General features: G+C 75.9%; 20 protein-coding genes. 16 read left to right on the top strand and 4 right to left on the bottom strand.

The features are described 5' to 3' along the window. Positions 1-68: 68 nt before the first annotated feature. The 4 genes from ACSUPR_RS04175 to ACSUPR_RS04160 all read right to left on the bottom strand — a co-directional run bounded on the left by ACSUPR_RS04175 (position 69) and on the right by ACSUPR_RS04160 (position 4797). On the bottom strand, positions 69-1649 hold the full coding sequence (locus ACSUPR_RS04175; RefSeq protein ID WP_436889583.1) for a fluoroquinolone export ABC transporter permease subunit: 1581 nt from the start codon (positions 1647-1649) through the stop codon (positions 69-71). Beyond that, positions 1646-2497, bottom strand: a complete 852-nt coding sequence (locus ACSUPR_RS04170; protein ID WP_436889582.1) for an ABC transporter ATP-binding protein — start codon at positions 2495-2497, stop codon at positions 1646-1648. The genes ACSUPR_RS04175 and ACSUPR_RS04170 overlap by 4 nt, the downstream gene beginning before the upstream one ends. Continuing rightward, complete coding sequence (locus tag ACSUPR_RS04165) at positions 2494-3090, bottom strand: TetR/AcrR family transcriptional regulator (protein WP_436889581.1); 597 nt, start codon at positions 3088-3090, stop codon at positions 2494-2496. The genes ACSUPR_RS04170 and ACSUPR_RS04165 overlap by 4 nt, the downstream gene beginning before the upstream one ends. 144 nt (positions 3091-3234) lie before the next feature. Further along, positions 3235-4797 carry an SLC13 family permease gene (locus ACSUPR_RS04160; RefSeq protein ID WP_436889580.1) on the bottom strand — a complete coding sequence of 521 codons (1563 nt, stop codon included), beginning with the start codon at positions 4795-4797 and terminating at the stop codon, positions 3235-3237. A gap of 584 nt (positions 4798-5381) precedes the next feature. On the opposite strand from ACSUPR_RS04160, the gene ACSUPR_RS04155 reads away from it, so the two are divergent. From ACSUPR_RS04155 to ACSUPR_RS04080, 16 genes are all read left to right on the top strand, one after another. Further along, positions 5382-5690: a hypothetical protein gene (locus ACSUPR_RS04155; RefSeq protein WP_436889579.1), complete on the top strand. Its 309-nt coding sequence runs from the start codon at positions 5382-5384 to the stop codon at positions 5688-5690. Between the two features lie 240 nt (positions 5691-5930). After that, on the top strand, positions 5931-6947 hold the full coding sequence (locus tag ACSUPR_RS04150; protein ID WP_436889578.1) for a Gfo/Idh/MocA family oxidoreductase: 1017 nt from the start codon (positions 5931-5933) through the stop codon (positions 6945-6947). Continuing rightward, a complete protein-coding gene (locus tag ACSUPR_RS04145; RefSeq protein ID WP_436889577.1) occupies positions 6931-7809 on the top strand; it encodes a sugar phosphate isomerase/epimerase family protein in 879 nt (292 codons plus the stop codon). Before ACSUPR_RS04150 ends, ACSUPR_RS04145 begins: the two co-directional genes overlap by 17 nt. Beyond that, positions 7806-9086, top strand: coding sequence for a M20/M25/M40 family metallo-hydrolase (locus ACSUPR_RS04140; RefSeq protein WP_436889576.1), 1281 nt, complete (start codon positions 7806-7808; stop codon positions 9084-9086). Before ACSUPR_RS04145 ends, ACSUPR_RS04140 begins: the two co-directional genes overlap by 4 nt. After that, complete coding sequence (locus ACSUPR_RS04135) at positions 9083-10219, top strand: Ldh family oxidoreductase (protein WP_436889575.1); 1137 nt, start codon at positions 9083-9085, stop codon at positions 10217-10219. The genes ACSUPR_RS04140 and ACSUPR_RS04135 overlap by 4 nt, the downstream gene beginning before the upstream one ends. Before the next feature lie 169 nt (positions 10220-10388). After that, positions 10389-11309 carry a Gfo/Idh/MocA family protein gene (locus ACSUPR_RS04130; protein ID WP_436889574.1) on the top strand — a complete coding sequence of 307 codons (921 nt, stop codon included), beginning with the start codon at positions 10389-10391 and terminating at the stop codon, positions 11307-11309. Next, positions 11306-11776: a DUF6917 domain-containing protein gene (locus ACSUPR_RS04125; protein WP_436889573.1), complete on the top strand. Its 471-nt coding sequence runs from the start codon at positions 11306-11308 to the stop codon at positions 11774-11776. Before ACSUPR_RS04130 ends, ACSUPR_RS04125 begins: the two co-directional genes overlap by 4 nt. Before the next feature lie 155 nt (positions 11777-11931). Further along, complete coding sequence (locus ACSUPR_RS04120) at positions 11932-12462, top strand: EF-hand domain-containing protein (RefSeq protein WP_436889572.1); 531 nt, start codon at positions 11932-11934, stop codon at positions 12460-12462. A gap of 77 nt (positions 12463-12539) precedes the next feature. Next, positions 12540-13745, top strand: coding sequence for a DegT/DnrJ/EryC1/StrS family aminotransferase (locus tag ACSUPR_RS04115; protein WP_436889571.1), 1206 nt, complete (start codon positions 12540-12542; stop codon positions 13743-13745). Beyond that, the gene (locus ACSUPR_RS04110) at positions 13742-14893 is read left to right on the top strand and encodes a DegT/DnrJ/EryC1/StrS family aminotransferase (RefSeq protein ID WP_436889570.1); all 1152 of its coding nucleotides are present in this window, start codon (positions 13742-13744) and stop codon (positions 14891-14893) included. Before ACSUPR_RS04115 ends, ACSUPR_RS04110 begins: the two co-directional genes overlap by 4 nt. After that, positions 14890-15870 (top strand): UbiA family prenyltransferase, encoded by a 981-nt coding sequence (locus tag ACSUPR_RS04105; RefSeq protein WP_436889569.1) that lies wholly within the window; start codon positions 14890-14892, stop codon positions 15868-15870. Before ACSUPR_RS04110 ends, ACSUPR_RS04105 begins: the two co-directional genes overlap by 4 nt. Beyond that, positions 15867-17210, top strand: coding sequence for a protoporphyrinogen/coproporphyrinogen oxidase (locus ACSUPR_RS04100; RefSeq protein ID WP_436889568.1), 1344 nt, complete (start codon positions 15867-15869; stop codon positions 17208-17210). Before ACSUPR_RS04105 ends, ACSUPR_RS04100 begins: the two co-directional genes overlap by 4 nt. Beyond that, entirely contained in the window at positions 17207-18814 is a 1608-nt protein-coding gene (locus tag ACSUPR_RS04095) for an AMP-binding protein (RefSeq protein ID WP_436889567.1), read from the top strand. Before ACSUPR_RS04100 ends, ACSUPR_RS04095 begins: the two co-directional genes overlap by 4 nt. Beyond that, positions 18811-20448: a CoA transferase gene (locus ACSUPR_RS04090; protein WP_436889566.1), complete on the top strand. Its 1638-nt coding sequence runs from the start codon at positions 18811-18813 to the stop codon at positions 20446-20448. The genes ACSUPR_RS04095 and ACSUPR_RS04090 overlap by 4 nt, the downstream gene beginning before the upstream one ends. Next, positions 20445-22049: a class I adenylate-forming enzyme family protein gene (locus ACSUPR_RS04085; protein ID WP_436889565.1), complete on the top strand. Its 1605-nt coding sequence runs from the start codon at positions 20445-20447 to the stop codon at positions 22047-22049. Before ACSUPR_RS04090 ends, ACSUPR_RS04085 begins: the two co-directional genes overlap by 4 nt. Next, complete coding sequence (locus ACSUPR_RS04080) at positions 22046-22849, top strand: class I SAM-dependent methyltransferase (RefSeq protein ID WP_436889564.1); 804 nt, start codon at positions 22046-22048, stop codon at positions 22847-22849. Before ACSUPR_RS04085 ends, ACSUPR_RS04080 begins: the two co-directional genes overlap by 4 nt. Positions 22850-22901 lie beyond the last annotated feature (52 nt).

Below are 22901 nucleotides of genomic sequence, written 5' to 3'. Positions count from 1 at the left end.
GGCGACGGGACGGGGGCACCGGCCGCACCGCGGCCGGTGCCCCCGCCGTATGCCCCGCGGGCCCGGTGTCAGGCGCTCTCGATGCGCGCGAGGCCGCGCCGCACCGGCGGCCACCCGGCCGCCGCGGTCCAGAGCAGCCCGGCGAGCAGGCACCACCCCGCGTTCAGCGGCCCGGTGTCGTAGCCGGGCAGGGCCAGCGCCGCCCAGACCGGGGGCAGGACGGCCGCGGCCAGGTTCCACGGGAAGGGGGCGGCCCAGGCCAGGACGGGGCACAGGACCAGGACCGCCCCGGCGGCCTTGGCGACGACCAGCGCCTCCACGGTGTTCCCCGCGAACGCCGCCATGAGCGCCACCAGCAGCGGGGCCTGGAGGCAGGCCAGGAGGACGGCCGCCACCGGCAGGGGCCCTCCGCCCAGGTCCGGCCCGCTCAGCGGCAGCGCCACCAGCAGCCCGGCCAGGGACGCGGCGGCGGCCAGCGCCATCCGGTAGGCCAGGTAGGCGGGCACGGACACGGGGGAGACGCGCAGGACCAGCAGGACGCCGCTGTCGAGCTCCTGGGCCACCCGCAGCCCCTGGACCAGCCCGAACATCAGGGGCACGTGCAGCAGCACCAGCGCCGCGAGCACCGCCGGGGCGTGCGCCCGCAGGTCGAGCCCGAAGGTGTCGAGCACGAACCCGGACACCGGCGGGAACAGCAGCCGCAGGCCCAGCGCCAGCAGCGCGGGGGAGCAGAGCAGCAGCAGGAGCAGCGGGTCGCGGCCGGTGCCGAAGAGGTCCGCGCGGGCGAACCGGGCGATCGCCGGGGTCCGCCCCCGGCCGGCGGCCCGGAGCGGGTGCCGCCTCCCGCCGCGGGCGGGGCGGGTCCTCCCCGGCGGCGCCTCCGCCCCGGGGCGGACGAGGAAGGGGCCGAGCACCGCCCACCCCAGCGCGTACGCCAGGGCCGCGGGCGGCGGGGCGGCGCCCCCGGTCAGACCGGAGTGGACGAGCTCCGCCCCCGCCGTGGTGGGGACCGCGTACAGCAGCGGGTGCGCGAACACCCCGGACACGTGCAGCAGGGGGACGGCGATGAGCGGCGCGACCGTCGGCGGCAGCGAGAGGAGGAACCGCGGCAGGTCCGGGCTGCGCGCCCCGGCGGCCAGGCACGCCGCGGCCAGCAGGACGGAGGTGAGCGCCACCCCGCCCAGGACGGGTGCGAGCGCGGACGGCAGGTCGGCGGGCCGGTCCCGCAGCGCGGCCGCGGTCATGGGCAGGGCGATGAGCAGGGCCAGGGCGGTCAGCGTCGCGAGTCGGGCCGCCGCGCCCACGGCGGGGCGCAGCGGGCTCGCCTCCAGGGCCCACCGCGATCCCTCGACCCGTTCGAAGAGGAGCAGAAAAGCTCCGAAGAGCGCGCCGAAACCCGCGGTGTCCAGGAACAGCAGGTGGGCCGCCACCTCGTCGGCCGATGCGGCCGGGACGGCGAGCAGGGCCAGCGTCCACACGGCCGCGAGCGCGGCGGCGACGGTCGCGATGCCGTACCTCGCCTGGAGCCGCGCCTCCAGGGCGGTGGCGGCGAGCAGGCGGTTCACGGCCGCTCGGGCGGTGCGGACCGGGGCGCCCGGGGGTGTGCTCCCCCGGGTGTCCGGGGCGGTGGCGGTGGGCGGACGTCTCACAGCCGCTCCCGGGTGACCAGGGTGAAGACGTCGGCCAGCGACGCCTCCCGCGTGTGCAGGGTCTCCACCGCGCCCTCCCGCAGCAGCCCCAGGAGCTCTGCGTCGTCGGCCAGCGAGGCCACGGGCAGCTCCCGGACCTCCCCGCCGCGCAGCTCGGCGACCAGCCCCGGGCGCGCGTGGCGGAGCCTGAACCCGCGAGGGGTGTCGACGGCGGCGATCCGCCCGCGGACCACGAACGCCACCCGGTCGCACAGCAGGTCGGCGGTGACCATGTCGTGGGTCGTGAGGAACACCGCGCAGCCGCGGTCGGCCGCCGTGCGGACGATGTCGCGCACCAGGGCCGCCCGCACCGGGTCCTGCCCGGAGGTCGGCTCGTCCAGGAACAGCACGTCGGGCCGGTTGACCAGTGCCCGGGCCAGGTTGAGGCGCATGCGCATCCCCTTGGACAGCTCCGACAGGCGCCGGTCGGCGGCGTCGGCCAGGTCCACCGCGGCCAGCAGCGCGTCGGGGTCCTCGACCGGCCCCCGGTACAGGGACGCGAACGCCGCGAGGTTCTCCCGGGCGGTGAGCCTGCCGAACCCGGCGGGCAGCTCGAAGCCGACCCCCACCCGCTCGAAGTAGTCCCGCCCCCAGGAGCGCAGCGGTCGGCCCAGGACGTCCACCTCGCCCCCGTGGCGGCGCAGCATCCGGGTCAGCACCTTCTGCGCGGTGGACTTGCCGGCCCCGCTGGGTCCGAGGAACCCGAAGACCTCGCCCGGGCGGACGGAGAAGTCCATGCCGTCGACCGCAGGGGCTGCGGCGCCGGGGTAGCGGACGGTGAGGCCCTCGACGGTGATGGCGGCGCTCACGCGCCCGCCTCCTCGGCGGGAGCGCGGACCGGCAGGTCGCGCAGGGCCCGGAAGGCCCGGTCGACGAGGTCGGGCAGCTCGTCCTCCCCGTCGCCCTCCGCCCAGGCGGTGACGGCGGTGGAGAGCGCCGAGGCGCACGCGGCCGCGACGGCCCGCACCTCGACCCCGGCCTCCCCGCCCTCGGGGGTCAGTCCGCGCTCGAAGGCCGTGCCCGCCGAGGCTAGGTTCTCGCCGATGCGGGCGCGCAGGCCCGGAATCGACAGCAGCAGTCGCGTCCTGCCCAGCAGTTCCTCCCGCGCGTGCCCGTAGACCTGCCCGAGCCCGGCCATGGTGGCCCGGTGGACGCGTTCCACGAGGCCCTCCCCGGGCGGCCGGGCCCGGATCAGCTCCTCCAGCATCGGGTCGTAGTCGTCGTCGAGGACGACGTCCTCCTTGGTGGGGAAGCAGCGGAAGAACGTCATGTGCGAGACCCCCGCCTCGCGGGCGATCTGCGCGACCGTGGTGGCCTCGTAGCCCTGCTCGGCGAACAGCCGCAGGGCGGCCTTCTGGATGGCGGCGCGGTTGCGCTGCCGGACGCGCGTCCTGTGGTCCACGGTGTTCCCGCCCGTCGGTCCCGTTGAGTGTTAGTCACTAACATAAGGCGTCCGGAGGCGCCGCGCCACCCCGGTGCGCCGGCGACCGACGCGACGACGGCCGGGGGCGGCGCTCCGCCCCCGGCCGTCGTCGCGTGAGACCCGTTACAGGGTGATGCCCAGGGCCCAGGAGAACAGGGCGTACATCGCGCCCAGCACGAGGGCCAGGGCGATGAGGTTCAGCCACAGGCCGCCGCGGATCATCTCGCCGATCCGCACGTGGCCCGTGCCGAACACGATCGCGTTGGGCGGGGTCGCGACCGGGAGCATGAACGCCATGCTCGCGGCCAGGGCCACGGGCACCACCAGGGTGAGGACGTCCATGTCCATGCCCATCGCCACGCCGCCCAGGATCGGCAGGAACGTGGCGGCGGTCGCGGTGTTGCTGGTCAGCTCGGTCAGGAAGAGGACCAGTGCGGCGGCCACCAGGATCAGCACCCAGACGGGGACGCCGGCCAGCGCGGAGACCTGGCCGCCGATCCAGGCGCTCAGGCCGCTGGCGGTGAACTGCGCGGAGATCGCCAGGCCGCCGCCGAACAGCAGCAGCACGCCCCAGGGGAGCCTGACGGCGGTCTCCCAGTCGAGCAGGCGGGTGCCCTGCCGGTCCACCGGGACCAGGAAGAGCACGACGGCGACCGTCATCGCGATCCCGGCGTCGCTGATGTTCGCCAGCCAGGGCAGGGCTCCGCCGACGCTCTCGGTCCCGGCCAGGATCGGGATGAAGATCCAGGACAGGGCGGCCAGCGCGAAGACCAGCGAGACGCCCTTCTCGCCCCGGGACATGGATCCCATCCCGGCCAGCTCGGCGCGGATGGTCTCCTGGGCGCCCTCGACCCGCTTGGCCTGGGGCGGGAACACCTTGATGAGCACGAACCACGCCAGCAGCAGGAAGACCGCGGCCAGCGGGACCCCGGCGAGCATCCACTGCCCGAAGCCGATGGTGATGCCGTGGGTGTCGGAGAGGTAGCCGACCATCAGGACGTTGGGCGGCGTGCCGATGATGGTGGCGACCGAGCCGATGGAGGCGGCGTAGGCGATGCCGAGCATGAGCGCGGTGGCGAAGTTGGCGTCGGTGCGCCCCTTGCGGAACTGCGTGAGGACGGTGATCACGGACAGGCCCACGGGCAGCATCATCACGGCGGTGGCGGTGTTGCTCACCCACATGGTGATGAAGCCGGTGGCGAGCATGAAGCCGCCGATCAGGCCCGCGCTGTTGGACCCCACCTTGGAGACGATGGTCAGTGCGATCCGCTTGTGCAGGTCCCACTTCTGCATGGCCAGGGCGAGCATGAACCCGCCCATGAACAGGAAGATGGTGTCGGAGCCGTAGGAGGAGGCCACGTCCTTGATCGGCGTGCCCTCCAGCATCACGGGGAAGAGCACGAGCGGCAGCAGCGAGGTGACCGGAATGGGGATCGCCTCGGTCGCCCACCAGATGGCGATGAACGCGGTGACCGCCGCGACGGTGCGGCCGTTGGCCGAGACGACCGCCTCGTCCTCGCCCTCCACCAGGGGCAGCGGCATGTCCGGCATGAGCAGGTAGACGAGCAGGCCCACGAGGGGCCCGGCGATGAGGCCGATCACGCGGGCGCGGGTGAACACGCCCTCGGCGGTGGCGCCCGTGGCCGGTGCGCCGCCGTCCGTCTTCTGTTCGTTGGGGGAAGCCATGGGATTCCTTCGTTGTGCGGGATGGGGGACGCCGTCGTGGTCCGGACGCCTGTCGCCCGTCCGTTTCCGTCCGGTCACCACCGGATGTCCTGTGGGTGTCGTGTCCTTTTTGAAGGAGGTTGAGCACTTCAGCGGGGGTGTGTCCACTTCCCGCCGAAGAATTGAGGTTCTCCTGACATTCGGTGACGGAGCGCCGGATGGCCGGAACCCAGAGTGACGCGGGTCACTCGCCGGGGTGGATCGCCGTGGTGGGCCCCGGGCCCGGCCGGTCGACCGGGGTGCGGACGCCCCGTCGGCCCCGTGCGGGCGCCCCGGTTCGAAGGGTGGGCGCACGGGGCCTCCGGTGTCGGCGTCGGGGGCGGGCGGTGTCCCCGGGGCCGAAGCGCCGTGTTCCCTTTTTTGTTCGAGGCGTGTCTTAAAGTGTCCATTCGGTTCGCTTCGGTGGTCCGAAAAGGGGAATCTCCTTGTTCTGGTTGCGGGGTCCCATTCTTTCGATGAAACTGATGCCTGTGGCCTTCCGTGTCATTGGCGCACGGAGGGGTCTTTCCCGTGAAACGTGTATGAAACGAAGAGGAGTCGATGAAATGAGGGTTCTGTCCACCGCGCTCGCGCTGGCGTTGGCGGGTGTGTCCCTGGTGGCCGTCCCGGCCCACGCGGCGACCGGCGAGGTCGTCGTGTTCACCACCGAGTTCGAGGACCTGATGCGCTTCCCGGACCCCGCCTCGGGAAGCTGCACGGCTCTTCCCCCGACCGCTCACGTGCTGGTCAACCTCACCGACTCGGAGGTGAGCATGCACGCCGGGCGCGGATGCTTCGGCCCCGGCGTGGTGGTGGCCCCGGAGCGCGGCTGGCACGCCCCGCCCAGCGGGATGTTCAGTTTCTCGGTCGCCTGAGTTCTGGGATGAACACGGGCATTCATGGGCGAAAATCGCCCATCATAAGATGATGTTCTTTGTCGGATTTCCTGCCCTGGTTGTGGAACGGGGTGCCCCGGGATTCGGGCTCCGGGGAACCGTTCTCCTTCTTGACGCCTTTACCGGAAACGGTCCAGTCTGATCTTCCGTTCGGTGGTTCCGTGTTCCCACAGGGGGCGCGGAACGACGGGGACCGCGAACGGAAAGGTGCCTCCCTCCATGCTGCACTCCCTCATCGTCGGCCTGGGGAGATCGGGACGGGGCCTGCACGCGCCGTCGCTCGCCAAAGCGCGGGCGGCGGCCCGCGGGCTCTTCGTCCCGGGACCGGTGCTGGGGCACGACCCCCTCCGCCCGGGGGCCGAGGGGGTGACGGTGGTGGACTCCCTGGAGGAGGCCGCGCGCCGCCGGCCGCCCCGCCGCACCGTGGTCCACCTGTGCACCCCGCCGCACCTGAGGGCCGAACCCCTGGAGCGGCTGGCCCGGCTGGGCTACCGCATGGTCATCGTGGAGAAGCCGCTGGCCCTGGACCTGGCCGAACTGGCCGCCATCGCCCGGCTGCGCCGCCGCTGGGGCCTGCGCCTCACCGTGGCCACGCCGTGGACGGCCAGCGCGCTGAGCGAGCGGCTGCTGGCGGCCCGCCGCTCCGCGGCCTTCGGACGGCTGCGGGCCCTCACCGTCCTCCAGCACAAGCCGCGGTTCACCCGGACCCTGGAGTCCCCCGGGCACCCCACCGCCTTCGACATCGAGGTGCCCCACGCCCTGGCCGTCGCGGTCGCGCTCGCCGGGGACGCCGAGGTGGCCGCCGCCGGACTCGAGGACATGACCGTGGACGGCCTCCGCCTGCCCGGGCTGGGCGCCGCCCGCATGGACCTGGTGCACCACACCGGGGTGCTCACCCGCATCGAGTCGGACCTGACCGCGCCGCTGCGCGAGCGCCGCATCGTCCTCGAGTTCGACGAGGCCGTCCTCACCGGGCACTACCCGTGCAGCGACGCCGACCACACCGCGCAGCTCACCGTGGCGGTCCGCGGCCGCGGACCCGCCCGGACGGTCTTCACCGACGACGCCCTCACCGCGTTCCTGCACCGCTGCTACGCCCGCTACGCCACGCCCTGCCGCGACCTGGGCGACCTGCCCGTCCACGTGGAGGCCGTCCGCCTCCTGGCCGAGGCCAAGGACATGTGCTCCCCCCGGACCCCGGACACCGAGGAGGTGGAGAGTGCCGTCGGAGCCTGAACCGCCCCGCCCGGCCGGCATCGGCGACGAGGCCGCACCCGGCCTGGACGGCCAGCTGGCCGCCCTGCGCGCACTCGGCTGGGACCTGCTGGAACTGCGCACCCTGGACGGCGTGCCGGTGGCGGCCCTGCCCGAGGACGCGGTGGCGCGGGCGGCCGAGCGGATCCGGGCCGCCGGGGTGACGGTGGTCGCGGTCGCCGCCAAGATCGGCGACTGGTCCCGCCCCGCCACCGGCGACTTCGCCCTCGACCTGGCCGAACTCGACGCGCTGGCCCGGCGCTGCGCCGTCCTGGGCACCCGTACCGTGCGGATCATGTCCTATCCCTCCGGCGGCCTGGCCGAACCGGAGTGGGGGCGCACCGCCCGTGCGCGCGTGCGCGAACTCGCGCGGCGCGCCGAGGACGCCGGCCTGCTCCTGGTGCACGAGAACTGCGCCGGATGGGCGGGCGAGGACGCCGGGCGCGCCCTGGACCTGCTCGCACACGCCGACAGCCCGGCGCTGCGCCTGCTGTTCGACACCGGCAACGGGGTCGCCCACGGCTACGACGCCCCCGCCGTACTGCGCGAGCTCGCCGCCCACGTGGCGCACGTCCACGTCAAGGACGCGGTCCGCACCCCCGACGGCGGCACCGCCTACGTCCCGCCCGGCGAGGGGACCGCCGGGGTGGAGGAGTGCCTGCGGATCCTGGCCGCCCACGGGTACCGGGGAGCCCTGTCGATCGAACCCCACCTGCACCTGCGCCCCCACCTGGCGGCCCGCGGCACGGACCCCGGCCGGGGCGACCCGGCCGCGTTCGTGGAGTACGGGCGGCGCCTGGAGGACGCGGTCCGCCGGGTCTGGGCGGTGGAGGGGGCCCGATGACGCTCACCGAGGACGACGTCGCCCTGCTGCTGCGGCTGCTGGAGACGCCCACCGCCGGTCCGCTGGAGGTCGGCCGCGACGGCCCGCGCCCCCGGCTGCGCTCGGCCCAGGACGACTACGCCCGGGCCGCGGCGCCGGTCGGCTTCCGCACGGTGCACCACGCCCCCGCCGACCCCGCGGACCTGGACCTGCCCGGGGTGCCCGCCGCCGTGCGCGCGGCCGCCGCCGACCCCGGCTTCCTGGAGTGCCAGCCCAGCCTGGTACTGCGGCTGGGGCCCGACACCGTGCCGAGCGAGCGCACCGTCATGTTCAACGTGCACCTCGACACCGTCGCGGGCGGGCCGCCGGTCTCCCGCGAGGGGGACCTCGTCCGGGGCCGGGGAGCCATCGACGCCAAGGGCCCGGCGGTGGCGCTGCTGGCCGGGGTGCGCGCCGCCCGCGCGCGCTCGCCGCGCCTGGGCCGCGACACGGCGGTGCTCGTCCAGGCCGTCGCGGGGGAGGAGGGCGGCGCCATGGGGGTGCTGGGCACCCGGCCGCTGGTCGCCCGCGGACACACCGGCCGCCTCAACGTGTTCTGCGAGCCCACCTCCGGACGGTTCCTCACCCGCTCCACCGCCTCGATGACCGCCCGGGTGTCGGTGCGCGGCGACGACGCCATCGACGACCGCCCCCACACCGGGCACAACGCCACGGTCCTGCTGGGGTTCCTCGCCCACCGGATGGGCCGGGCCCTGGACCGGCACGCCCGCACCGGGGCGGTGTGCGTGGCCGGGCTGCACACCGGGACCCTGCACAACCGGGTGTACGGCACCGGCGACCTGCTGTTCAACCTCTCCTACGCCGACGCCGCGGCGGGCCGTGCCCTGGAGCGGGCGGTCGCCGGGGCGTTCGACACCGCCCTGGAGGAGTTCGCCGCCTCCTTCGCCGGCACCGCGCTGTTCTCCCGCACCGCCGCCGACGCCCGCCGCCTCACCCGCCTGGACTGGCCCAAGCGCGGGCTGCCGGTGCTGGACGACCGCGACCGGTGGGGCCACGAGCTGCTGCGCCGGGCCGGGGTGCCGCCCTGGCCCGCCGACGAGCCCGCCTTCACCTGCGACGCGATCTGGATGGCCGGGGTCCCCGACGCCTGCACGGTCGTGCTGGGCCCGGGGGACCTGGCCGCCGACGGGGCGCACGGCGACACCGAGCACGCCCGCCTGTCCGACCTCGACGGGTTCGCCGACACGGTGGCCCGTCTGCTGACCGCCTTCACCGACGAGACGAACGGGGACCAGTGACCACCCTCTCTCCCGAACCGCCCGGCTCCGCCCCTCCGCGGACCACGGTCCTGGCCGACCACGACTCCCTGCTGTCCTTCCTCACCGGCGTCTTCGCCGGCCGGGGCCTGCCGCCGGAGCGGGCCGCCGCCTCGGCGAGCGCCCTGTGCCACGGCGACCTCACCGGGATGGACTCCCACGGCGTCGCCAACCTGACCCGCCTCTACCTGCCCCTGCTCGACGAGGGGCGGGCCGACCCCCGCGCCGAGCCCCGGGTCGTCACCGACCTGGGGGCGGCCGTCCTGCTCGACTCCCGCCGGGCCCTCGGGCTGTGGGCGGCCTCGGAGGCGATGGACCTGGCCGCCGAACGCGCCGGCCGCCACGGGGTCGGGATGGTGGCGGTGCGCGGTGCCACCCACCTGGGCTGCGCCGGGTACCACGCGCTGCGGGCGGTCGAACGCGGCATGGTCGGCCTGGTCGCGAGCAACTGCGGCGGCCAGCGCATCGCCCGGCCGCCGGGCGGCGCCGCGGCCCTGCTGGGCACCAACCCTCTCAGCGCCGCGGCCCCCGCCGGGGAGCACCCGCCGTTCGTGCTGGACATGAGCACCACGGCCGCGCCCACCGGGCGCATCCGGCAGGCCGCCCGGGAGGGGCGGCCGGTGCCGGAGGGGCTGCTGTGCGACGACCGCGGCGCTCCGGTCACCGACCCGGCCGCGTTCGACGCCGGGCGGGCGCACCTGATGTGGCTGGGAGGAGAGACGGGCCGGTACAAGGGGTTCGGTCTCGGCCTGCTGGTGGAGGTGCTGTCCGCCGTGGTCTCCGGCGCCGGGCGCGGGCCCGCCCCGCAGGCCCTGGCCGGTGACGGCCGCCCCGCCGGGCGGGACGACGACATCGGCTTCCTCATGGTGGCCCTGGCCCCCGACGCGCTGCGCGAGGGCGCGCGCGGGGACGCCGAGGAGCTGTTCGGGACGGTGCTGGGCTGCCCGCCGGTCGACCCGGCCGCACCGGTGCGCTACCCCGGCTGGCACGAGTACCACCGGGCGCGGGAGCGCCGCGAGCGGGGCGTGCCCCTGTCCGCCGACCTGCACGCCGAGCTCGTACGGGTGGCGGACCAGGCCGGGCTGCCCGCCCCCGCGACCCGTGGGGAGAGCTGATGAGGATGTCGTGTGCGAGGTCGGCGGCATGCGCCGGACCGGTCGCTTCCCGGGTCTGTGGGGGAAGGCCGGTGGCGGTGCCGTGCCCGGGGGCGGTGGTGTGCGGCGAACGCATGCGGGTGGCGGAGGATGCGGGAGCGGACGCTCCCGCGATCCCGGGGGAGGGCCGATGAGGGCGCTGCGGGTGGGAGTCGTGGGACTGGGGGTGATCTCCCGGTTCCACCTGGAGGCGCTGGCGGCCTCCCCGGACTGGGACCTGGTCGCCGTGTGCGACCTGGACCCGGCCAGGGCCGCGGCCCCGCCGCCCGGTGCCGCCGGGTACACCGACCACGTCCGGATGCTGGAGCGGGAGCGGCCGGACGCGGTCGTGGTCACCGCGCCCAACGACGCGCACGCCCGGATCTGCGCGGACGCGCTCACGGCGGGGGCGGCGGTGTGCGCGGAGAAGCCGCTGGCCCTGGACCTCGCCGAGGGGGAGGCGCTGGCCGCCCTGGCGCGGGAGCGGGGGGTGCCGCTGTTCACGGCGTTCCACCGCCGCTACAACTCCGAGTTCGCCGCGCTGCGGGAGCGGATCGCCGGGCGGGCGGTGGCCGAGGTCACCGTGCGCTACCTGGAGCGGATCGAGGAGCACGCGGGCGACGACACGTGGTACCTGGATCCGGCCCGGTGCGGCGGCGGCTGTGTGGCCGACAACGGGCCCAACGCCTTCGACCTGGTGGAGGCCCTGCTGGGCCGGGCCGAGGTGGTCGGGGCGCGGGTGGAGCGGGACGGCGCGGGCGTCGACCGCCGGGCCGACGTCGCCCTGGCGGCCGGGGCCGCGCGGGCCCGGGTGCTGCTGGACTGGTCCCACCCCGGGGAGTGCAAGGACGTCGAGGTGCGCACCGCCGACGGGCGGGTGTGGACGGCCGACCTGCTGGCCGGGCGCCCCGCCTTCAAGGAGTCGCTGTGGCACGAGTACGAGGGCGTCGCCGCCGACTTCGCCGCCCGGGTGCGGCGGGGGCGGGTCGAGGACGGTGCCGGGGTGTCGGCGCTGCGGCTGGTCGCGGACGCCTACCGCGCGGCGGCCCGGGAAGAGCGGGTGGGCCGGTGAACCCGCGCGAGGACGGGGCCAAGCGGGAGGTGGCCGCCGCACTGGTCAAGGTGCTGGTGCACCGCAGGACCGACCGGGGCATGCGGCTGGAGCCCTTCGCCAGCCGCTGTGTGCGGGCGGGGGAGGTCCACGAGCTGGTCGCCACCGACCACACCGAGACCGCCGAGGGGGCGCGGATCGACCGGGTGGGCTTCCTCGGCTTCGCCGAGATCACCGCGGCCGGCGTCGTGGACCGAGGCGACGAGGTGTGGATCGGCCCGCGGCGGGTGGGCGTGGTACTGGGGTTCGACGCCTGCCACACGCCCAACCACTACAACGTGCTGATCCACGCCGACCCCGTGCCCACCGGCCGTGACCTGGGACTGCGCCCGGAGGAGCGCGTGGTCTTCCGGCAGGGGAGCGCGCGGGCCGTCGCCGAGCTCTTCTCCACACCCTTCGCAGAAAATGTCGAAGAATGTCCGATATAAAGTTTCGGAGATCCCGGGGATTTCCCTTGCCGGGGTTTTTCGAAAGCCGCTCGCGGGGTAATATGTAAAAGGGATCGGGCCAGTGCCCGGAAATCTTCTGGACGTCCTTTGGGATATTCCCCTTTCCTTTTCAATTCCTTTTTCAGGGAGAATTCATGAGTGTCGCCACCAAGGCCAGCGGTCGCCTCGAAGAGCGCTTCCACCTCTGGGACCACAACGGCAACGGCGTGATCGAGCGCTCGGACTTCGAGAAGGAGGTCCAGGGCATCCTCGACCGCTTCGGCGCCGACGCCTCCAGCCCTGGCGCGGCCGCTCTGCGGGCCGCCTACCTGGGCATGTTCGACCGGCTGGCGCAGGCCGCGGGCACCGACCGGATGGACAAGGAGGACTTCCTGCGGGCCGCCGAGGCCGAGATCGTCAGCCGGGGCAACGCCGGCTTCGCCGAGGTGCTCCAGCCCACCATCCAGGCGATCATGGGCATCGCCGACACCGACGGCGACGGCCAGATCAGCCCGGCCGAGCTGGAGCGGTGGTTCGCCGCCATCGGCCTGGGCCCCGACCAGGCCCGGACGGCCTTCGAGCAGATCGACACCGACGGCGACGGCGTCCTCAGCGTCGGAGAGCTGGTCGCCGCGGTGCGTGACTACCACCTCGGCAAGAACGACATCCCCCTCCTGGGCGTCTGACCCGCCCCCGCGGAGCCGACCCCTTCCCGGCCCGGCCGCACACGGGTGCGGCCGGGCCCCGCCACGGAACGGAGCACATGAAGTCGACACTCTCCTCCCCGGCTCTCAGAGAAAAGAGCGGGGGGAATTCCGTCATACCTTTTTTCGATCAGTCGGAAACGTTCAGAAGAACCTGGCCGCAGATCCGGGATAACTGCGTCCGGGTCCTGGACGACGGAAAGTTCTCGCACGGGTCGGCGGTCGCCGCGTTCGAGCGCGAACTGGAGCGGTACACCGGGGCCCGGCACGCCGTCGGCGTCAACTCCGGTACGGACGCCCTGGTCCTGCTGCTGCGCGCCGCCGGGCTGCGCCCCGGCGACGAGGTGATCGTCCCCGCCTACACCTTCGTCGCCACCGCCACCGCCGTCGTGCACGCCGGGGGAGTCCCCGTCTTCGCCGACATCGAGGAGCACGGGTACGGCATCGACCCCGACTCGGCGGCGGCCGCCGTCACCGGCCGCACGAGCATGGTGATGCCCGTCCACCTCTTCGACCGCCTCGCCGACATGGAGGGCGTGGACCGCCTCGCCCGGGCCCGCGGCCTCACGGTGGTGGAGGACAGCGCCGAGGCCGTCGGCATGCGCGCCGGCGGCACGCACGCCGGCCTGCTCGGCACCGGGGGAGTGCTCTCCTTCTTCCCCGCCAAGACCCTGGGGGCGGTCGGCGACGCCGGGGCCCTGCTCACCGACGACGACACCGTCGCCGAGACCGCCCGGATGCTGCGCCACCACGGCCGCTCCGGGCGCACCCTGGCGGCCTTCCCCGGCATCTCCAACCCGACCGTCGTCACCGGCTGCAACAGCAAGATGGACGACCTTCAGGCCGCCGTCCTCCTCACCAGGCTCACCCACCTGGACGCCGACATCGAACGCCGGGCCGCGCTGTCGCGGCGCTACGACGACCGGCTGCGCGGCCTGCCCGGGGTGCGCTCGGTCCCCGGGGACCTCCCCGTCCGGCCCGGTGAGAACCGGGTGGTCTACGTCCACCTCATCGAGGTGGACGACCGCGACGGCCTCGCCGCCCGCCTGGCGGCCGCGGGCATCGGGACCGAGGTCTACTACCCGCGCCCCCTGCACCTGCAGCCCTGCTTCTCCCACCTGGGGTACCGGCCCGGCGACCTGCCCCGGGCCGAGGCCGCGTGCCGCTCGGCCCTGGCCCTGCCGCTGTACCCCGACCTGTCCGAGGACGCCGTCGACCGGGTCTGCGACGAGATCGAGCGCCACTGCTCCGGGGGGTCCCGATGACCGCGACCGCCGAACGCGCCGCCATCCCGTTCTTCCCGCCCGACCTGTTCGAGGCCGACCGCGAGGCCCTGCTGGAGGCGCTGTACGAGGTCGGCACCGACCCCGAGCAGAAGTTCATCCTGGGACGGCGCACCGCCCGCTTCGAGGACGCGCTGCGGACCCGCCTGGGCTCCGCCGACGCCGTCGCCTGCTCCAGCGGGACCTCGGCGCTCACCCTGGTCCTGGCGGCCATGGGCGTCGGCCCCGGCGACGAGGTGATCGTCCCCGCCTTCGGCTGCGCCCCGCTGGCGAGTACCGTCCTGGCGCGCGGCGCGGTCCCGGTCTTCGCCGACATCGACCCGGTCACCCTCACCATGGACCCGGCCCGCGCCGAGGAGCTGGTCACCGACCGGACCCGCGTCCTGATGCCCGCGCACATGTTCTCCGTCATGGCCGACATGCCGCGCCTGCGCGACCTGGCCGCCCGGGCCGGGCTGCGGCTGGTCGAGGACTCCGCGCTCGCCCAGGGCGGCGTGCTCCGCGGCCGGCCCGCCGGGTGCTGGGGGGACGCCGGCGTGTACTCCTTCGTCCAGGTCAAGGTGTTCGGGATGCCCGGGGAGGGCGGGGCCGTCCTCACCGACGACGCCGAACTCGGCGGACGGGTGCGGATGCTGCGCAACCACGGCCAGGACGGCCGCAACCGGTTCCTGCACCACCACGTCGGCCACAACAGCCGCTTCGACGAGGTGATGGCCTCCTTCCAGCTGCACCGCCTGGCGGGCCTGGAGCAGCGCGTCGCCCGCCGCACCGCGATCTGCGACCACTACTCCGCGGCCTTCGCGGACCTCGCCGAGGCGGGGATCACCGCGCCCCCGGTGGGCGGCGACGGCCGCTTCCCCTACGTCTACACCCTGCTGTGCGAGGACCGGGACGGGCTGCGCGCCCACCTGGCGGCCGCGGGGGTGGACACCCACGTCTACTACCCGCGGATCCTGCCCGAGCAGCCGGCCTTCGCGCACTGCGCCCCCGCCCGCGCGGACTGGCCCCGGGCCCGCACCGCCGCGGGCCGCAACATCTCCCTGCCCCTGTACCCGCACCTGACCGACGCCCGCGTCGAGCACGTGGTCGACGCGGTCCGTGCGTTCGCCCATGGGAGGAAACAACGATGACCGACCACATGACGGCACCGCCCGCACCGGCCGCCCCGCTGGCGCCGCGCCCCACCGTCGGCACCTACGCCCGGCTGGCCAAGCTCGACATCGTCGACTACTACATCGGCCTGCCGCTGGTGTTCGCGATGACCCTGCCCCTGCTCGGCCCGCGCGCCGACACCCTCGGGTTCCTGCTGCTGGTGCTCCTGGCCGAGGTGGCCGTGGTGGCCGCCATGGTCGCCTTCGACGACGTCACCGGATACCGGGACGGCTCCGACGCCGCCAACTACGGCTCCGACGCCGCCCGCCGCCGCCTGGCCCGCAAGCCCCTGGTCGCCGGGACCCTCACCGAGGCGCAGGCGCTGCGCTTCGGCCGGGCGGCGACCGTCGCGAGCGTCGTCCTGTGGACGGCCGTGGTGGCGCTGGCCCCGCACCGGCCGCTGTGGGCCGTCATCGGCGCCGCGGTGTGCCTGGTCGCGTCGGTCCAGTACTCCTGGGGCCTCAAGCTCAGCTACCGGGGTTTCCAGGAGGTCTTCCTGGCCGGGCTGGGCATCGGCTGGATCCTGGTCCCCTACGGGCTGCTCGTCGGGCACGTCGACGGGTTCGTCATCGTCCAGGCGCTGATCTTCGGCGGCGGCCCGATGATCTTCGGCCTGTACTCCAACACCAACGACGCCGACGGCGACCGCTCCGCCGGGCGGATCACCGTCGCCGCGACGGTCTCCCGGCGCACCAACGCGGCGTTCATCATCGGGGTCACCGCGCTGGAGACCCTGCTCGTCACCGGCTCGCACCTGCTCGGCATCGCCCCCTGGTGGTTCCCCGCCGCCCTGCTGCCGGTCATCGCCCTGCGCCTCCACCAGCTCCACACCGCGTTCGTCGTCGGGGACATCCTGCGCGCCCGCCGCACGGCCATCCACACCCACCGGGCCACGGTCGTGCTCCTGCTCGCCGCCAACCTGGCCGCCCCCCTCCTGCCGGAGACGCTGTGGTGACCCGGGTCGACGTGGCCGTGGTGGGGGCGGGACCGGCCGGACTCGCCACCGCGCACCTGCTGGCCGGCGCCGGGCTCACCGTGCGGGTGCTGGAGGCCGCCGACGCCGTGGGCGGAAGGATGCGCACCCTGCGCACCGGCGGCCACCTCATCGACACCGGCGCGGAGATGATCCCCTCGGCCGACGCCTATCCGGCCACCTGGCGGCTCATCCGCGCCACCGGGCTGGACGCCGACCCCGGGGCGGTCCCCCCGGTCCGCGACGCCCTGTCGGTGTGGTGGAACGGCCGGGCCCGCCGCCACGCCGGCCGCCCCCTGGGGCTGCTCACCGGCATGGGGCTGTCCCCGCGCGCCCGGCTGGACCTGGTCCGCCTGCAACTGCGGCTGGGCCGGGCCGGGCTGGACCCCGAGCACCCCGAGCGTGCCGCGCCGGAGGAGAAGACCGTCGCCGACCTGCTGGGCTCCTACGACCCGCAGCTGGGCGAGCGCCTGCTGGGCCCGCTGGCCGCCGGGTTCTTCGGCTGGCCCCCGAGGGAGGCGGCCGCCGCGCCCTTCGCGGCCCACCTCGCCTCCTCCGGCAGCACCGCGACCTGGCGCACCTACCGCGACGGAATGGACACCCTCGCCCGGGCCCTGGCCGAGGGACTCGACGTGCGCACCGGCCACCCCGTCACCGGGGTGGCGCCCGGACCGGACGGCGTGCGCGTGGACTCGCCCCGGGGCGCGCTGCCCGCCCGGGCCGCGGTCCTGGCGGTGCCCGCCCCCGTCGCGGCCCGCCTCCACCCCGGGGCGCCCCCGGCCGAGCGGGCCTACCTGGCGGCCTGCGCGTACGCGCCCATGCTCCGGCTGTCCGTGCTGCTGGACGCGCCGCTGTCCCCGCGCGGGGCGCGCCGGGGCTTCGCCGTCCTGGTGCCCGGCGACCCGGTGCTGGGGGTGGTCACCGTCGACCACGCCAAGCACCCCGGCCGGGCACCCCGCGGCCGCGGGCTGATCTCCCTGATCACCCGCCCGGAGGCGACCGGCACCCTGCTGGACGCCCCCGACGCGGAGGTGGCCGACGCCCTGCTGCCCCGGGCCGAGCGGATCCTGCCGGGGCTGGGCGCACACGTGCGGGGGACGGTCGTGCACCGCTTCACGCACGGGCTGCCCCTGCCGGACTCCCGGGCGCTGGCCGCCCGGCCCGCCTTCACGGCCCGCCCTCCGGCGCCCGTCGACTACGCCGGGGACTGGACCTCGCTGCGCCCGTGCAGCGAGGGCGCGGTGGCGTCCGCGTTCACGGCCGCCGAGCGCACGGCGGCCTTCCTCACCGCCACCCGCGAACCCCTTCCGATCGAGGCATGATGCTACCGAGCAAACCCATCCACCTGGGCACCCTCTTCGACGACCTGGCCGCACGCCGCTCCACCACCGCGATCCGGCTGAGCCGGCCGCTGGACGCCGCCCCCGAGGCCGGCCTGGAACTCGACGTCCCCGGCGCCGCCGACCTGGTCCGCCGGTTCGCCGGATGGTTCGCCGAGGCCGGTGTGCGCCCGGGCGACCGGGTCGCCATCGCCAAGCGCAACCACTGGGACTACGTGCTGCTGTCCTGCGCCGCGGCCCGCCTGGGCGCCGTCCCCGCGTCACTGTCGGCCCACCTGTCGCCCCAGACCCTCGACACCCTGCTGCGCCGCCTGGGGCCGGCCCTGCTGGTCACCGACGCCGACCTGCTCCACACCGCCCGCGCGGCGGGCCGCGACCTCTCCGGCCGGGCCTCCCGCACCCTGGTCGTGGACGGTGCGGTGCCCGGGGTCCTGTCCCCGGCCGACGTCCGCGGCGGCACCGCGCCGCCGCCGCGCCGCCCGCACCTGGACGCACCGCTGGCGGTCATGCACACCTCCGGCACCACGGGCACCCCCAAACTGGTCGTGCACACCACCTGCACCCTCATGCGCAGGCTCGCCGGGTTCGAGGCGCACCGGTGGCCGGTCCTGGGCAGCCGCCGCGGCGACACCGTCGCCTCCTCGATCTCCTTCGCCCACGGCCGGGCCCTGGCCTGGACGGCGAGCGTGCTGTGGCTCTTCCCCGCGGCCGTCTCGGTGATCACCGCCCCGGACTGGGAGGAGGCCGGGCCCGCGCTGTACCGGCACCTGCCCACCACCCTGGAGGCCCAGCCCTCCACCCTGGCCCTCTGGCAGCGGCACCTGGAGGAGGAGGCACGGGCGTTCGCGCGGGTGCGGCTGTTCATCAGTACCTTCGACGCCGTCCACCCCTCCACCGTCCGCGCCTTCCTCCACGCCAGCGGGCGCCGCGCCCCCGTGTGGATGCAGGGCTGGGGGCAGAGCGAGACCGGGCCGCTGACCTTCCGGTTCTTCACCCGCCGCTCCCTGGCGCGCAGCCAGGGCGTCGACCCCACCACGCGCCACCTGGGACACCCCGTCCCGGGACGCACCCGCCTGCGCGCCGTCGACCCCCGCACCCTGCGCCCCCTCCCGCCGGGGGAGACCGGGCTCCTCTACTGCCGCACCGACGCGCTGTGCACCGGCTACGTCGGCGAGGAGGGGCGCTGGCGCGACAAGCTCATCGGCCCCTGGTGGAACACCGGCGACCTCGGCTCCATCGACCGCACCGGCGCGGTCCGGCTGGTGGACCGCGAGGTGGACGCCCTCACCCGGGGCGGCTGCCTGGAGATCGAGGACGTCGTCGACGAGCGCCTGCCCCAGGTGCTGGAGTGCGTCGTCCTGGGCGTCCCCGGCGGGCCGCCCGTCCCGGTCGTGGCCGTGGAGGACGGCGGGCTGGACCCCGGTGCCTGGAAGGAGGCGGTCGCCGACCTGCCGGAGATGGCCGAGCCGGTGGTCGTGGGCTGGGACGACCTGCCGCGCACCGGCACCGGCAAGGTCCGGCGGCCGGCGCTGCGCGAGCGCCTGGGCCTGCCCCGCACCGACGCGGGGACGGGGCGGTGGACGTGAGCGCGACGGCCGCCCCGCCGGCGGCCGCGGTCCTGCCGCTGGCCGGAACCGCGGTGCGGGGGTCGGGCGACACCACGGCGCTGCGCGTCGCGCTCTCGCGGCTGCGGGCGATGGGCTGCACGGTCGAACGCGCCGACGGCGGAGCCCCCGGTGCCGGCCGGATCGACCTGGCGGGCACCGGCGGCGCGGGCTGCGACCTCGCCTGGTCGGCCCCCGGCGCGGCCCTGTCCGGCGAGCGCGACGTCCAGGCCGCCTGCGGCCTGGCCCACCTGCACGGAAGGGCCAGGGGCGGCCCCCGGTTCCTGGCCGTGGACTACGCGTCGGTGTGCGCCGGAGTGCTGGCCGCCCAGGCGGTCGCGGCGGCCGCCCTGGTCCTGGAGCGCGGCGGCCCCCCGCTGCGGGCGTCGGTGTCGGTGGCCGGAGCCGCACTGCTCGCGGTCGCCCCCTACGCCGCCGCGGCCACCGCCGACGGGGGGCGCACACCCGCCCCCGGTCCGGGGGAGCCGCCCCCGTTCCGCTCCGCCGACGGGGTCCGTTTCGAGCTGGAGACCCTGGACCCGGAGGCGTGGCTGCGCTTCTGGGACGCCCTGGGCGCGCCCAGGGAGGCGGTCGCCGCCGGGTGGGCCCCGTTCCAGCGCCGCTTCGCCACCGCGGTGTGCCCGCTGCCCGCCGCCCTGGCCGCGACCCTGGAGGCGCTGCCGTTCGCCTCCGTCCGCGACACCGCCCGGGAGTGCGGGCTGGGCGCGGTCCCCCTGCGGCCGCCGCAGGACGTGGCGGAGCAGGGGCCGCGCTCGCACTGGCGGCTGCGCGGCACCGCGCCCGCGGCGGCCCTGCCGGCCCCGCCGCCCGGACAGGAGGGGCCGCTGGCCGGGCTGCAGGTGGTGGAGGCCACCAACCGGGTCCAGGGGCCGCTGGCCGGACTGCTGCTCACGCTGCTGGGCGCCGACACCGTACGCGTCGAACCGCCCGGCGGCGACCCGATGCGCGGTGTCCCGCCCCTGGCGGGCGGGCTCTCGGCCCGCTTCACCGCCCTCAACCGGGGCAAGGGGGCGGTCGAACACGACCTCAGGACCGCCGCCGGCCGCCGGGCCGCCGCCGACATGGCCGCCACCGGGCACGTGTTCCTCCACAACTGGCCGCCCGGCCGGGCCGAGCGGTTCGGCCTGGGCGCCAAGGACCTCACCGCCCGCGCGCCCGGCCTGGTGCACGTCCACGCCGACGGGTGGGCCGGGGAGGAACCCCACCCCGGGGCCCCCGCCACCGACTTCCCGGTCCAGGCCCACGGCGGGATCGCCCACCTGCTGGCCGACGGCGCCGAACCCGCGCCGTCCCTGATCACCCTCACCGACGTGCTCGGCGGGCTGCTCGCCGCGGAGGCCGCCCTGGTCGGGCTGCTGCTGCGCGCCCGCGCGGGCACCGGGGCGGTCGCCCGCACCGCGCTCGTCGACGCCGCCCGGCTGCTGCGCGCGGCCGGACGGGGCTCCGCCCACCGGCCGGGTCCCGGCACCCCCGGGTCCGCGGACCCGGCGTCCGCCGCCGCGGCCTTCCCGGAGGCCTTCACGACGGTCCACGGGGTCGCCCTGCCCCGCGCCCCGTGGACGTTCACCCCCGCCCACCGGGAGGCCGCCCGATGACCTGGACCTCCTCGGCCGGACTGGAGCTGGCCGACCTCGTCCCGGCGGCCCTGCGCGCCCGCTGGGTCCGGGACGGCCTGTGCCCGGGACGGGACCTGTACACCCTGTTCCTGGAGCGGGTGCGCCGGGCCCCGCACCGCGAGGCGGTCGTGGACGCGCGGGGGAGCCTGGACCGCGCCGGACTGGCCGCGCGGACCGGCCGGGCCGCCGCACTCCTGCGGGCCCGGGGGTGCGGCGAGCGCGACGTCATCGGGATCCTGCTGCCCGACGGCCGCGACGCGCTCGCCGTCGAACTCGCCGCCGCGGCGCTGGGGGCCGTCTCCCTGCCCGTCCCGCACGGCCGCTCCCGCGCCGACGTCTCCTCCCTGCTGACCCGGTCCCGGGCCGCCGTCGTGGTCACCGACCGCGGCGACGCCGAAGGCGCACCCGTACTGCGCCTGGAGGCCGGGACCCTGGACCCGGACGGCCCGTTCGCCGACGCGGGCGTCCCCGACCCGGCGGCCCCCGACGCGGACTCGCCCGCCCGCATCCTCGTCTCCTCGGGCTCGGAGGGCGCACCGGCCATGGTCGCCTACGGCCACAACGCCATGGCCGGGGGACGGGGCGCCTACGCCCGGGCGGTCCTGGGAGACGATCCGGTCCGCCTGCTGATCCCGGTCCCCCTGGCCTCCTCCTTCGGCTCCCTGGGCCTGGTGGCCCTGATCCGGCTCGGCGCCGCACTGATCGTCCCGGGCCCGTTCGACCCGGCGCGGGTGCTGCGCCTCGCGGAGCGGCACCGGGCCACCCACCTGGCCGGCGTCCCCACCATGCTCCGGCGCGCCGCCCTGTCCGACCAGGAGGCCGACACCTCCTCGCTGCGGGCCCTGGTGGCCAGCGGCGCACCCCTGCACCGCGAGGTCCGCGACCTGTGCGAGCGCCGCTTCGGGCGCCCCGTCGTCAACGTCTACGGGTCCACCGACGGCGTCAACTGCCACACCGCGCGCGACCCCGCCGCCTGGGAGCCCGGGACGGCCGGACGCCCCGACCCGGCGGTCTGCGAGATCCGGATCCACGACCCCCGGGGACGGCCGCTGCCGCCGGGGGAGACCGGGGAGATCGTCGCCCGGGGGCCGATGACCCCCCTGTGCCACGTCGCGGACCCCGGCCTCGACGCGCGCGGGCGCGCCCCCGGCGGATGGGTGCGCACCGGGGACCTGGGCCGGATCGGGGCCGACGGAACGCTGCGGGTGGTGGACCGGCTGCGCCGCACCGTCATCCGCGGCGGCGTCACCCTCTTCCCCGCCGAGGTGGAGCGCGCCCTGGCCGCCCACCCCGCCCTGGCGGAGGCCCAGTGCGTGCCCGTTCCCGACCCCGACCTGGGCGAGCGCGTCTGCGCCTGCGTCTGCCCGCTGCCCGGGGTGGAGCCGCCCTCCGCCCGCGAGCTGATCTCCCACCTGCGCGACGGGCACGGCGTGGACGTGCGCGCCCTGCCCGAGCACGTGGTGTTCCTGCCCGCGCTGCCGCTGGGCCCCACCGGGAAGGTGTGCACCGCCACCCTGACCCGGCTGGCGGCCGAAGCGGTCAGCGGCCGACCGACCGTACTTTCAGGAGGCCCGCGATGACGGAGACCGCCACCGCCGAACCCGGCTATGTGTTCGACAACCACAACGAGAACGCCGGGGACCAGCACCGCTTCCTGGCCGCCGCCTACGACCCGCTGACGACCTCCAGACTGGCCGCGACCGGGGTCGGGCCGGGCTGGCACTGCCTGGAGGTGGGCGCGGGCGGCGGCAGCGTCGCCCACTGGCTGGCAGCCCGGGTCGCCCCGGGCGGCTCGGTGACCGCCACCGACGTCAAACCCGACCACATCGCCCCCGCCCCGGGCCTGGAGGTGCTGCGTCACGACATCACCCGCGACCCGCTGCCCGAGGCCGCCTTCGACCTCGTCCACTCGCGGCTGGTCCTGCTCCACCTGCCCGAGCGCATCCGGGTACTGGACCGGCTGGTGCGCGCCCTCAAGCCGGGCGGAGTCCTCCAGCTGGACGAGTTCGACATCACCTACGGCCCGTCCCTGCTCATGCCCGACACCGCGGCCCGCGAGCTGTACGAGCGGTTCCTGGAGGCCAAGACCAGGCTGATGGCCCGGGCCGGGGCCGACCCGGCGTGGGGGCGCAACGCCGCCGAGGCGATGCACCGGGCCGGGCTGGTGGAGGTGGACCCGCTGCCGCACCTGGAGCAGTGGCACGCGGGTTCCCCCGGCGTCCACCTCATCTCCCACCACACCCGCCACCTGCGGGACGCGTTCGTGCGGGAGGGGATGACCGACGGGGACCTGGCCCGGGTGCGGGACCTGCTGGCCGACCCCCGGTTCCGCGCCTCCTCCTGCGCGGTCTACTCCGTCCAGGGACGCAAACCCCTGTGACATGCCGGGGCGGCCCCGCGGGGCCGCCCCGTCCGGCGTCCGGCCGACGGGG

Origin of the sequence: Nocardiopsis dassonvillei (assembly GCF_964273065.1) — a bacterium.
In the GTDB taxonomy this organism is placed as follows: Bacteria; Actinomycetota; Actinomycetes; order Streptosporangiales; family Streptosporangiaceae; genus Nocardiopsis; species Nocardiopsis dassonvillei_B.
Note: the sequence above shows the minus strand (reverse complement) of the source record. Positions and strands in the feature narration are given on the sequence as shown.